Here is an 11,709-nt window from a genome sequence, read left to right as displayed (position 1 = left end):
GGAGCGCAAGATGGTGATGGAGCCGTACAATCCGCCGCAGGATCCCTGGCTGGTCATTCTGTATCAGGATGAGCATATTATGGTGGTCAACAAGCCCAGCGGCCTGTTGTCCGTACCGGGGCGTCTGGATGAGCACAAAGACAGCGTGATGACGCGTATTCAGCGTGATTATCCTCAGGCGGAGTCCGTCCATCGCCTGGACATGGCCACCAGCGGCGTGATTGTGGTGGCGCTGAATAAAGCCGCGGAGCGCGAGTTAAAACGCCAGTTCCGCGAGCGTGAGCCGAAAAAGCAGTATGTCGCCCGCGTCTGGGGTCATCCCGCGCAGGCGGAAGGGCTGGTGGATTTACCGCTGATTTGCGACTGGCCGAACCGGCCAAAGCAGAAGGTGTGCTATGAAACCGGCAAGGCCGCGCAGACTGAGTATGAAGTGCTGGAGTACGCGACGGATAACACTGCGCGCGTCCTGCTTAAACCGATTACCGGACGTTCACATCAGCTGCGCGTGCATATGCTCGCTCTGGGACATCCGATTCTGGGCGACCGGTTTTACGCCCCGCCTGAGGCGCTGGCGTTAGCGCCACGTCTTCAGCTCCATGCGCAGACGCTCACCATCACCCATCCGGCCTTCGGTAACGCGATGACGTTTAAAGCCCCGGTGGACTTCTAAAAAAAAGCCCGACATCGTCGGGCTTTTTTTATTTGAAACCTTTCTTCTCTTTAATGAGCTCGTAGGCCTTCTGGATTTCCTGCGCTTTTTGCTTCGCCATCTCCATCATCTCCGGCGGTAAACCTTTCGCGACCAGCTTGTCCGGGTGATGTTCACTCATCAGCTTGCGATAGGCACGTTTAATAGTGGTGACATCATCCATGGGCTTCACGCCAAGTACGTTGCAAGCATCTTCCAGCGTCGGGCCACGCTGCGCCTGCTGCCAGGTGCCGCCAGACGACTGCTGGTGATAACCGCCGCCAAACTGTGCCCCGCCCTGCATCATGCGCAGGAACTGGTCGAACTGCATACGGGAGATACCCAGCTCTTCCGCAATGACGTACAGCACGTCGCGTTCATTGGGGTGCAGGGAACCGTCGGCGAAGGCCGCCTGAATCTGGATTTCCAGAAACATCCGAATTAAATCAAAGCGACCAAAGCAGATGCTGCGGAACTGACGCATTTTTTCACGCAGCGGATAGTTGTCCGATTTGCCGATGCGAAACGCATTTTGCGCTGCCAGACGGGAGTCACCATGCAGGTTCATGCGATCCATAAAGACGCTGGCAATCTGAATATCGGCTTCTGTCACACGTCCTTTGGATTTGGTTAAGTGCCCCATGACCTCAAAGGTGGTGGAGAAAAAGAGCGACTGACGCTCGCGCTGATTGGCAAACCAGGCCATTTTGCGGCTGCGCGCCTTATCAAACATATGCCCGATAATCAGCCCAAGCACGATTCCCCAGAACCCGGCACCCATGATGATGGCGAACGCAACGCCGATTATTTTACCCCAATACTGCATATACTCCCCGGATAGTCATATTCCTTGCCGACGCAACGTCATCATCACTGTGTTCAAGTCACGGTCAATTGAAGGACATCGCCTATAATTTGCTTTATCATACTCGTCATTCGATAGCGAGCCTAACACTCTGGCACGCAAACAGGCAGGATTAACGCTGGTACTGCGCAGATGAGTAAGATAGTCTCTGAGCGTTTGTAAGCCGTAGCCACTGATGACGGAACAATAAAATACAACGTATGAAAAAACGTATCCCCACCCTCCTGGCCACAATGATTGGCTCCGCCCTGTACAGTCAACAGGGGCTGGCGGCCGATCTCGCCTCGCAATGTATGCTTGGCGTCCCAAGCTATAATCGTCCACTGGTGAAGGGCGATACAAATAGCTTGCCGGTAACCATTACTGCCGACAGTACGAAAGGTACCTATCCTGACAATGCCACGTTTACGGGCAATGTGGATATTAACCAGGGCAACAGCCGCCTGCAGGCAGATGAAGTGCAGTTGCACCAGAAGCAGCCGGAAGGTGCGGCCGAGCCGGTACGAACGGTGGATGCGCTGGGTAATGTGCACTATGACGACAATCAGGTCATCCTGAAAGGTCCGAAAGCCTGGTCAAACCTGAACACCAAAGACACTAACGTCTGGGAAGGTGATTACCAGATGGTGGGTCGTCAGGGGCGTGGTAATGCAGACCTGATGAAACAGCGCGGTGAAAACCGTTATACGATCCTGGAAAATGGCTCCTTTACCTCCTGTCTGCCGGGTTCTAATACCTGGAGCGTGGTCGGAAGCGAGGTTATCCACGACCGTGAAGAGCAGGTCGCGGAGATCTGGAATGCCCGCTTCAAGCTGGGTCCGGTGCCCGTTTTCTACAGCCCTTATCTGCAGCTTCCTGTCGGTGACAAACGTCGCTCAGGCTTCCTGATCCCGAATGCCAAATACAGCACCTCGAACTATTTTGAGTTCTACCTGCCGTATTACTGGAACATCGCGCCCAACATGGACGCGACCATCACGCCGCATTATATCCATAAGCGCGGCAACGTCATGTGGGAGAACGAGTTCCGCTACCTGACCCAGGCGGGTGCAGGCCTGATGGAGCTCGATTATCTGCCGTCAGATAAAGTCTTCCAGGATGAGCATCCGACCGAAGGGGACAAACACCGTTGGTTGTACTACTGGCGCCATGCGGGTGTGATGGATCAGGTCTGGCGTTTTAACGTCGACTACACCAAGGTCAGCGATCCTTACTACTTCAACGACTTTGACTCCAAATACTATTCAAGTACCGATGGTTATGCGACGCAGAAATTCAGCGTTGGCTATGCTATTCAAAACTTTAACGCCACGGTCTCAACGAAACAGTTCCAGGTCTTTAGTACCCAGACGCGAAGCACTTACGGCGCAGAGCCGCAGCTGGATGTGAACTGGTACCAGAACGATGTTGGGCCATTTGACACCCGCGTTTACGCGCAGGCGGTCCATTTCGTGAATACCAACTCGGATATGCCGGAAGCCACGCGTATCCACCTGGAGCCGACCATCAACCTGCCGTGGTCTAACGACTGGGCAAGCCTGAACACAGAAGCCAAGCTGATGGCGACACACTATCAGCAGAAAAATGTGGATGATTACAACGCCAGTAACAACACCGATCTTCAGGAATCGGTTAACCGTACCCTTCCGCAATTTAAAATGGACGGTAAGCTGATCTTTGAACGTGATATGGGGTTACTGGCTGATGGCTATACGCAAACGCTGGAACCGCGGATGCAGTATCTCTACGTGCCGTATCGCGACCAGAGCAAAATCCAGAACTACGACTCGTCCTTCCTGCAGTCTGACTACAGCGGCCTGTTCCGTGACCGTACCTACGGCGGTCTTGACCGTATTGCCTCCGCTAACCAGTTAACGACCGGTGTCACAACGCGCGTATATGATGACGCTGCCGTTGAACGTTTTAACGTTTCTGTTGGTCAAATCTACTATTTCACCGAGTCTCGCACCGGTGATGACAACATTAACTGGGAGAAAGACAACAAGACCGGTTCCCTGGTCTGGGCGGGCGATACCTACTGGCGCATGACGGACCGCTGGGGCTTACGCGGTGGGCTGCAGTACGATACGCGTCTCGACAACATTGCGACCAGCAGTGCGGCAATTGAGTACCGTCGTGATGAAGACCGTATGGTGCAGCTGACGTACCGTTATGCCAGCCCGGAATATATCCAGGCGACATTGCCAGACTATGCGAACAGAGAACAGTATAAAGACGGTATTTCGCAGGTCGGTGGCGCAGCAAGCTGGCCTATCGCCGACCGTTGGTCAATCGTAGGTGCTTACTACTTTGACACCAATACCAGTAAGCCTGCCGACCAGATGGTCGGTTTGCAATATAACTCCTGCTGCTACGCGCTGCGCGTCGGTTACGAACGTAAGCTTAACGGCTGGAATACTGACAACAATCAGAGCAAATACGATAACGTGATTGGCTTCAATGTCGAACTGCGCGGCCTGAGCTCCAACTATGGCCTGGGCACGCAGCAGATGCTGCGCTCGAACATTCTGCCTTACCGCAGTTCCTTGTAATGTGCTTGATTTGCAACGTAATCCGCTTTGCGGTTAATTGAAATGGAAAAAGTATGAAGAACTGGAAAACGCTGCTGCTCGGTGTCGCTATGGTTGCGAATACCAGCTTCGCGGCCCCCCAGGTTGTTGATAAAGTCGCCGCTGTGGTTAACAACGGCGTTGTACTCGAAAGTGACGTTGACGGTCTGATGAAATCGGTGAAGCTCAATTCCGGCGAAGCAGGTCAGCAGCTGCCGGATGACGCCACATTGCGCCACCAGATCCTGGAGCGTCTGATCATGGATCAGATCGTTTTGCAGATGGGTCAGAAAATGGGCGTGAAGGTCACTGACGAGCAACTCGATCAGGCCATCGCTAACATCGCGAAGCAGAACAATATGTCTTTAGACCAGATGCGCAGCCGTCTGGCCTATGACGGAATCAGCTATGCCACCTACCGTAACCAGATCCGTAAAGAGATGCTGATTTCGGAAGTGCGTAACAATGAAGTGCGCCGCCGCGTCACGATCCTGCCGCAGGAAGTGGACGCGCTGGCAAAACAGGTGGGCAACCAGAATGACGCCAGTACAGAGCTTAACCTGAGCCACATTCTGATCCCGCTTCCTGAGAATCCAACCTCCGACCAGGCTGCAGAAGCCGAAAGCCAGGCGCGTTCCATTGTAGAGCAGGCGCGTAATGGCGGTGACTTCGGCAAGCTGGCCATTACCTACTCCGCTGACCAGCAGGCGCTGAAAGGCGGCCAGATGGGCTGGGGTCGTATTCAGGAGCTGCCTTCCATCTTCGCTCAGGCACTGAGCACCGCGAAGAAAGGTGATATCGTCGGTCCAATCCGTTCAGGTGTGGGCTTCCATATTCTGAAAGTGAACGATCTGCGTGGACAGAGCCAGAGTATTTCCGTCACCGAAGTGCATGCTCGCCACATTCTTCTGAAACCGTCACCGATCATGACTGACGATCAGGCACGTGCAAAGCTTGAGCAGATTGCTGCTGACATTAAGAGCGGTAAAACCTCGTTTGCAAATGCGGCAAAAGAGTTCTCTCAGGATCCCGGCTCTGCTAACCAGGGCGGCGATTTGGGTTGGGCGGCTGCAGATATTTACGATCCTGCGTTCCGTGATGCCCTGATGAAGCTGAACAAAGGCCAGATCAGTGCGCCAGTACACTCTTCATTTGGCTGGCACCTTATCGAGCTGATGGACACCCGTAACGTGGATAAAACCGATGCGGCGCAGAAAGACAGAGCCTACCGTATGCTGTTTAACCGTAAGTTCTCTGAAGAAGCGGCAACCTGGATGCAGGAACAACGCGCCAGCGCTTACGTAAAAATTCTGAGCAACTAATGAAACAGCATCGTGTTGTGATCACGCCCGGCGAACCCGCCGGGATTGGGCCTGACCTCGTCGTTCAGCTTGCCCAGCGCAGCTGGCCGGTAGAGCTGGTCGTTTGCGCTGATGCAACACTGTTACAAGACCGGGCAACGCTGCTCGGTCTGCCTTTAACGCTCATCCCCTACGTTGAAGGTCAACAGCCTGCACCACAGCAAGCCGGTACGCTCACGCTCCTTCCTGTTCCCCTGCGTACGCCTGTTATTCCGGGCCAGCTCAGCACGGAAAACGGCCACTATGTCGTTGAAACGCTTGCGCGCGCCTGCGACGGTTGTCTGAAGGGTGAATTTGCCGCCCTGATTACCGGCCCGGTCCACAAAGGCGTCATTAACGAAGCGGGTATTCCCTTTACCGGGCATACGGAGTTTTTTGAAGAGCGCTCGCACAGCCCGAAAGTCGTCATGATGCTGGCAACGGAGGCGATGCGTGTTGCGCTTGTCACAACCCATCTGCCCATCAGAGCCATTCCGGATGCCATTACCCCGGAACTGCTGCGGGAGATCATCGGGATCCTGCATCATGATCTGCAAACCAAATTCGGCATCAAGCAGCCGCACGTTCTGGTCTGCGGCCTGAATCCGCACGCCGGTGAAGGCGGGCATATGGGTACCGAAGAGATCGACACCATTATTCCGGTCCTTGAAGAAATGCGCGCAAAAGGGATGCACTTAAGCGGGCCGCTGCCTGCTGATACCCTTTTCCAGCCGAAATACCTGGATAATGCCGACGCCGTGCTCGCGATGTACCACGATCAAGGCCTGCCCGTGCTAAAATACCAGGGCTTTGGCCGCGGGGTGAATATCACTCTCGGTTTACCCTTTATTCGAACGTCCGTTGACCACGGTACTGCGCTGGATCTGGCAGGCCAGGGGAAAGCGGATGTCGGCAGTTTTATTACGGCGCTTAATCTCGCCATCAAAATGATTGTTAATACTCAATGACTAATCGAGTCCATCAGGGCCACTTAGCCCGTAAACGTTTCGGGCAAAACTTCCTTAACGATCAGTTCGTGATCGAAAGCATTGTCTCGGCTATTAACCCGCAAAAAGGTCAGGCGATGGTCGAAATCGGCCCGGGCCTTGCCGCGCTGACCGAGCCGGTCGGCGAACGCCTTGACGCACTGACCGTCATCGAACTGGACCGCGATCTGGCCGCACGCCTGCAAACGCACCCGTTCCTTGGGCCGAAGCTGACCATTTATCAGCAGGATGCCATGACCATGAACTTTGGCGAGCTGTCGGAGAAAATGGGTCAGCCGCTGCGCGTGTTCGGCAACCTGCCGTACAACATTTCCACCCCGCTGATGTTCCACCTGTTTAGCTATACTGATGCCATTGCCGACATGCACTTCATGTTGCAAAAAGAGGTTGTGAACCGTCTGGTTGCAGGCCCGAACAGTAAAGCGTATGGTCGTTTAAGCGTGATGGCGCAATATTACTGCAACGTGATCCCGGTTCTCGAAGTTCCGCCATCCGCCTTTACGCCACCACCGAAAGTGGATTCTGCGGTTGTACGCCTGGTGCCGCATAAAACGAAACCGTACCCGGTAAAAGATCTGCGTGTACTGAGCCGCATCACCACAGAAGCCTTTAATCAGCGCCGGAAAACGATCCGCAACAGTCTGAGCAATTCGTTCACCGTTGAGGTGTTAGCGGAACTGGGGATCGACCCGGCAATGCGTGCGGAAAATATTTCCGTAGAGCAGTACTGCAAGCTGGCTAATTACATCAGCGAAAATGCGCCGCCGAAGGAGAGTTAAGCCATGATTGATTCGCCCCGCGTATGTGTCCATGTACAAAGCGTCTATGTTGAATCGCAATCCTCGCCGGATGAAGAACGTTTTGTCTTTGCTTACACTGTGACCATTCGTAATCTGGGGCGGGTGCCCGTGCAGCTGCGTGGGCGCTACTGGCTTATTACCAACGGCAATGGCCGCGAAATCGAAGTTCAGGGAGAGGGTGTGGTCGGTGAACAACCCCACATCGCCCCTGGTGAAGAGTATCAGTACACCAGCGGTGCAGTGATTGAAACGCCGATGGGTACCATGCAAGGCCATTATGAAATGGTCGACGTCGATGGCAATGGATTCCGCGTTGCCATTCCTGTGTTCCGTCTCGCCGTTACAACACTCATTCATTAATCTAATGTCTACATATCTGATTGGCGACGTTCACGGTTGCTACGATGAACTGATCGCATTATTAAAACAGGTCGACTTTACGCCAGGGCAGGACACGCTCTGGCTGACGGGCGATCTGGTCGCGCGTGGCCCTGGCTCACTGGAGGTTCTGCGCTTCGTAAAATCACTCGGCGACAGTGTACGCATGGTGCTGGGCAATCACGATCTGCATCTGCTGGCGGTCTTCGCCGGGATCAGTCGCAACAAGCCTAAAGATCGCCTCACTCCGCTGCTGGATGCGCCGGACGCCGACGATCTGATTAACTGGCTGCGTCGTCAGCCCTTGCTGCAGATCGACGAAGAGAAAAAGCTGGTCATGGCGCATGCCGGGATCACGCCACAATGGGATCTGGAGACGGCGAAAACCTGTGCGCGTGACGTGGAGGCGGTGCTGGCGAGCGACTCCTATCCTTTCTTCCTTGATGCCATGTACGGCGATATGCCGAACCACTGGAGCGAGGATCTCAGCGGCCTGGCTCGTCTACGCTTTATCACCAACGCCTTCACCCGGATGCGTTTCTGCTTCCCGAACGGGCAGCTGGACATGTATTCCAAAGAGACGCCGGAAAGCGCGCCAGCCCCGCTCAAGCCGTGGTTTGCCATTCCGGGGCCGGTGACAAGCGAGTACAGCGTGGTATTTGGTCACTGGGCGGCACTGGAAGGAAAAGGGACACCGGAGGGGATCTACGGTCTGGATACCGGATGCTGCTGGGGCGGAGAGTTAACCTGCCTGCGCTGGGAAGATAAAGCTTACTTTGTTCAGCCATCCAACCGACAGCTGGACTTAGGGGAAGACGAGGCCGTTGCCTCCTGATACGTCATTCCCTCTCCCAACCGGGAGAGGGTACATCACTTAACGACGTTCCAGAATCTCGAAGCAGTAGCTGTGGGAGTTCTGAGCATCCGCGTCGTGGAATTCGCTGAATACTGATTCCCACTCGTCCGGATCGTAGTCCGGGAAATGGGTATCCCCTTCCACTTCCGCATCAATGTGGGTCAGATACAGCTTCTGCGCTTTTGGCAGGAACTGTTCATATACACGCCCACCGCCAATCACCATGATCTCTTCGGCATTGCCACACGCAGCAATCGCCTCGTCGACAGATTTTACCCATTCGACGCGATCGTCAGTGCCTGGCTGGCTACTGATAACGATATTCTTCCGGCCCGGCAATGGACGACCAATCGACTCCCAGGTCAGGCGGCCCATCACTACCGGCTTGTTTAACGTAGTACGTTTAAACCATGCAAGATCGGCAGGCAGGTTCCACGGCATGGCATTTTCCATACCGATAACGCGGTCCACCGCCAGCGCTGCAATCAGACTGATCATTGAAAATTTCCCGGATGCAAAAAATTGCCGCCACTATACGGAAAGCTTAATCTTTCGTCGACTGGCGGTAGGGTAAAGATAAAGAAATTTTTTATTATTGCTGGCAACTCCACTTCACGCGGAAGGTTTACTCTCAGGCTCATCAGCCGGATCGCCGGTATGCTTGCCCTCTTCCGTGCCCTGCCAGCCGTGACGCTGGATCAGCGACAGATGATTGCGGTCCTCATTAATGATTTCCGTCAGCATCGCACTGGTGCGTTTGAACACGGCCGCGCGCTCCGTGGCCGAGCTGCCAGCCATTGCCGCCATCTCTTCCACCATCCCGGTATTAAAGCGGCGGAACAGGTCTGCACGCTCGCGCGCTTCATACGCGCCGAGCCCCAGATTTTCCAGCGCCATACGGCCAGATTTCAGCGCACCTTCAAACGTTTCACGCTCCGGTGCTTCTACCCCCGCCTGCCGCAGCCGGATATAGTGATCCACATCGCGGGCGCGGGAGATAATAGTCAGCGCCGGGAAATGTTCTTTGACCAGTTCCACCATCTGCATGCTGGTTTCCGGATCGTCAATGGCGTTAATCAATACCTCGGCTTTTGCCGCGCCTGCAGATTCCAGCAAATCGACACGCGTTGCGTCGCCGTAAAAGACTTTCATGTCGAACTTACGCAGGGTATCGACATGGTCGGGGTCGTGATCGAGGATGACCATTTTCACGCCGCTCGACAGCAGTAAACGGCCCACGATCTGCCCATAGCGACCAAATCCGGCGATGATCACGCGCGGCTGCTCCTCGTCGATCTCATCAGCTTCGCGCTCCTGTTCGCTGCCCGATTTTTCCAGGCGCGTCAGTACAACCAGCAGAACGGGCGTCGCCGCCATCGACAGGGCGACCGCCAGCGTCAGGGCTTTCGCCCACTCCGGATCGAGAACATTTGCCATCTGCGCTGCGCCGAAGACCACAAACGCAAATTCGCTCCCCTGCCCCAGCAGAACCGCAAACCAGCTGCGCTGCTTATTCGGCACCTTCAGCGGACGCGCAATCAGCCACAGCATCGCCATTTTAATAACCAGGAAGCCGACAAGCAGGATGACAATCCGCAGCGGGTGCGTCACCAGCGTGCCGAAGTCAACGGACATCCCCACGCCGATGAAAAACAGCCCCAGCAGCAACCCTTTGAACGGCTCGATATCGCTTTCCAGCGCGTGACGATATTCAGAACTCGCCAGCAGAACGCCGGCAAGGAACGCCCCCATCGCCATCGACAGCCCGGCCTCTTCCAGCAGCAGACCAAAGCCAAACACCAGGAACAGCGCCACGGCGCTGAACACTTCGCGTAAACCGGAGCGGGCAACAAACCGCAGCAGAGGGCGAGTGACATAGCGTCCAAGCAGAACCACCAGCGCCAGCGCACCCACCACTTTCAGTGCGGACAGCGCGAAAGCGCCCAGCGTCGTCGAGGACCCACTGGCCGCCAGCAACGGGATCATCGCCACCAGCGGAATAGCGGCAATGTCCTGGAACAGCAGCACTGAGAACGCACTGCGCCCCATCTGCGAAACCGTCAAATTACGCTCGTTCATCGCCTGCATGGCAATCGCCGTTGAGGAGAGCGCCAGCGTCATGCCGATAAGCTCTGCCACTTTCCAGTCCATTCCCAACAGGATACAGAACCCACCCAGCAGCAGGCCGCAGGCCACCATCTGTAACGCCCCACCACCAAATACCGAAGCGCGAAGTTTCCACAGGCGCTGCGGATCGAGTTCCAGGCCAATCACAAAGAGCATCAGCACGACGCCAATCTCAGCGAAGTGGAGAATCGCCTCGGCATCCGTCACCAGACGAAAGCCCCACGGACCAATGACGCAGCCCGCAATCAGGTAGCCAAGAACAGAACCCAGCCCCAGGCGTACCGCGACGGGCACAATCAGCGCCGCCGCGCCGAGGTAAATCAGCGCCTGTATTAGCGTATGGCTATCCATGATGCGTCTCCTGCCATTCAAGTAAGCGTTGTTTATAATGACGAGCCTGCGCCTGCAGCGTTTCATCATCGCAGACAAACGTACAGTGCATCGCAAATGGCGGGAGCCAGTTCAGACCACAGTAGAGCGCCGTCGCCTGCAGCGGCTGCGCCAGGACGTCAAACCCCGGGAAGGTGCCAATATCAAAATGGCTTTCCCCGCCGCCGGTGGTGACCGCCCACATCAGGCTTTTCCCTTTTAGCGCATGGCCATTGTGGCCATACGCCCAGCCGTGGGAGAACACTTTATCAATCCACAGTTTCAGAAGCGGGGGCGTGCTATACCACTGCATGGGATGCTGCCAGACGATCAGATCGGCACGGGAAAGTGCCTCCTGCTCGGCGGCGATATCGATATTAAAATCGGGATAGAGTTGATACAGGGAGCGTATCTCTACGTTATCAAGCGTCCTTACCTGCTCAAGCATCCGCTTATTCGCATGCGAGTGTTGCGGATAAGGATGGGCGTAAATTATCAGAATCATCAATGGGCCTGCGTTGACTGGCTTATCTCTCTTGTAGGTGTGAGTGTAGACAGTTAACCAGCCTGCTGAAAGTGTTGATTGGCATCGCAGATGCAAAACGCAAGTATTGCTACTCACGGCGCCCCATTCACATGATTATGCCAGCACTTATCTGAACATCGTTAATCTTATTAATCTCACCAATAAATGACTCTTTTTCATTTG

General features: G+C 55.0%; 11 protein-coding genes. 7 read left to right on the top strand and 4 right to left on the bottom strand.

What is annotated here, in order from left to right; all coding sequences use genetic code 11:
* Nucleotides 1-10: 10 nt before the first annotated feature.
* The gene (gene rluA / locus EKN83_RS05725) at nucleotides 11-670 is read left to right on the top strand and encodes a bifunctional tRNA pseudouridine(32) synthase/23S rRNA pseudouridine(746) synthase RluA (RefSeq protein ID WP_047957735.1); all 660 of its coding nucleotides are present in this window, start codon (nucleotides 11-13) and stop codon (nucleotides 668-670) included.
* A 28-nt stretch (nucleotides 671-698) separates the two neighbouring features.
* Here rluA and djlA read toward each other — a convergent pair whose 3' ends face one another.
* Entirely contained in the window at nucleotides 699-1,514 is an 816-nt protein-coding gene (gene djlA, locus EKN83_RS05720; RefSeq protein WP_126800492.1) for a co-chaperone DjlA, read from the bottom strand.
* 239 nt (nucleotides 1,515-1,753) lie between these two features.
* Between djlA and lptD the strand changes: the two genes are divergently transcribed.
* From lptD to apaH, 6 genes are read left to right on the top strand one after another with little or no spacing between them, the layout of a single operon-like run.
* Nucleotides 1,754-4,105 (top strand): LPS assembly protein LptD, encoded by a 2,352-nt coding sequence (gene lptD, locus EKN83_RS05715; protein WP_126800491.1) that lies wholly within the window; start codon nucleotides 1,754-1,756, stop codon nucleotides 4,103-4,105.
* A 53-nt stretch (nucleotides 4,106-4,158) separates the two neighbouring features.
* Nucleotides 4,159-5,445 carry a peptidylprolyl isomerase SurA gene (gene surA / locus EKN83_RS05710; RefSeq protein WP_047957733.1) on the top strand — a complete coding sequence of 429 codons (1,287 nt, stop codon included), beginning with the start codon at nucleotides 4,159-4,161 and terminating at the stop codon, nucleotides 5,443-5,445.
* Complete coding sequence (gene pdxA, locus EKN83_RS05705) at nucleotides 5,445-6,431, top strand: 4-hydroxythreonine-4-phosphate dehydrogenase PdxA (RefSeq protein WP_045284811.1); 987 nt, start codon at nucleotides 5,445-5,447, stop codon at nucleotides 6,429-6,431. The genes surA and pdxA overlap by 1 nt, the downstream gene beginning before the upstream one ends.
* Nucleotides 6,428-7,249 carry a 16S rRNA (adenine(1518)-N(6)/adenine(1519)-N(6))-dimethyltransferase RsmA gene (gene rsmA, locus EKN83_RS05700; RefSeq protein WP_025758020.1) on the top strand — a complete coding sequence of 274 codons (822 nt, stop codon included), beginning with the start codon at nucleotides 6,428-6,430 and terminating at the stop codon, nucleotides 7,247-7,249. Before pdxA ends, rsmA begins: the two co-directional genes overlap by 4 nt.
* A 3-nt stretch (nucleotides 7,250-7,252) precedes the next feature.
* Nucleotides 7,253-7,630 carry a Co2+/Mg2+ efflux protein ApaG gene (gene apaG / locus EKN83_RS05695; protein WP_025758021.1) on the top strand — a complete coding sequence of 126 codons (378 nt, stop codon included), beginning with the start codon at nucleotides 7,253-7,255 and terminating at the stop codon, nucleotides 7,628-7,630.
* 4 nt (nucleotides 7,631-7,634) lie between these two features.
* On the top strand, nucleotides 7,635-8,483 hold the full coding sequence (gene apaH, locus EKN83_RS05690; protein ID WP_025758022.1) for a bis(5'-nucleosyl)-tetraphosphatase (symmetrical) ApaH: 849 nt from the start codon (nucleotides 7,635-7,637) through the stop codon (nucleotides 8,481-8,483).
* Between the two features lie 39 nt (nucleotides 8,484-8,522).
* Here apaH and folA read toward each other — a convergent pair whose 3' ends face one another.
* The 3 genes from folA to kefF form a co-directional block, all read right to left on the bottom strand.
* On the bottom strand, nucleotides 8,523-9,002 hold the full coding sequence (gene folA, locus EKN83_RS05685; RefSeq protein WP_008502023.1) for a type 3 dihydrofolate reductase: 480 nt from the start codon (nucleotides 9,000-9,002) through the stop codon (nucleotides 8,523-8,525).
* 114 nt (nucleotides 9,003-9,116) lie between these two features.
* Nucleotides 9,117-10,982, bottom strand: a complete 1,866-nt coding sequence (gene kefC / locus EKN83_RS05675; protein WP_047957730.1) for a glutathione-regulated potassium-efflux system protein KefC — start codon at nucleotides 10,980-10,982, stop codon at nucleotides 9,117-9,119.
* Entirely contained in the window at nucleotides 10,975-11,505 is a 531-nt protein-coding gene (gene kefF / locus EKN83_RS05670; protein WP_025758024.1) for a glutathione-regulated potassium-efflux system oxidoreductase KefF, read from the bottom strand. Before kefF ends, kefC begins: the two co-directional genes overlap by 8 nt.
* Nucleotides 11,506-11,709 lie beyond the last annotated feature (204 nt).

This window comes from Enterobacter sp. WCHEn090032, assembly GCF_003986875.1.
GTDB lineage: Bacteria > Pseudomonadota > Gammaproteobacteria > Enterobacterales > Enterobacteriaceae > Enterobacter > Enterobacter sichuanensis.
This window is presented reverse-complemented; position numbering and strand designations above follow the sequence as displayed.

Bases quoted from the DNA above. Each gene is read 5' to 3' on its own strand.
- rluA (WP_047957735.1), top strand. From the start codon at position 11: ATGGTGATGGAGCCGTACAATCCGCCGCAGGATCCCTGGCTGGTCATT.
- djlA (WP_126800492.1), bottom strand. From the start codon at position 1,514: ATGCAGTATTGGGGTAAAATAATCGGCGTTGCGTTCGCCATCATCATG.
- lptD (WP_126800491.1), top strand. From the start codon at position 1,754: ATGAAAAAACGTATCCCCACCCTCCTGGCCACAATGATTGGCTCCGCC.
- surA (WP_047957733.1), top strand. From the start codon at position 4,159: ATGAAGAACTGGAAAACGCTGCTGCTCGGTGTCGCTATGGTTGCGAAT.
- pdxA (WP_045284811.1), top strand. From the start codon at position 5,445: ATGAAACAGCATCGTGTTGTGATCACGCCCGGCGAACCCGCCGGGATT.
- rsmA (WP_025758020.1), top strand. From the start codon at position 6,428: ATGACTAATCGAGTCCATCAGGGCCACTTAGCCCGTAAACGTTTCGGG.
- apaG (WP_025758021.1), top strand. From the start codon at position 7,253: ATGATTGATTCGCCCCGCGTATGTGTCCATGTACAAAGCGTCTATGTT.
- apaH (WP_025758022.1), top strand. From the start codon at position 7,635: ATGTCTACATATCTGATTGGCGACGTTCACGGTTGCTACGATGAACTG.
- folA (WP_008502023.1), bottom strand. From the start codon at position 9,002: ATGATCAGTCTGATTGCAGCGCTGGCGGTGGACCGCGTTATCGGTATG.
- kefC (WP_047957730.1), bottom strand. From the start codon at position 10,982: ATGGATAGCCATACGCTAATACAGGCGCTGATTTACCTCGGCGCGGCG.
- kefF (WP_025758024.1), bottom strand. From the start codon at position 11,505: ATGATTCTGATAATTTACGCCCATCCTTATCCGCAACACTCGCATGCG.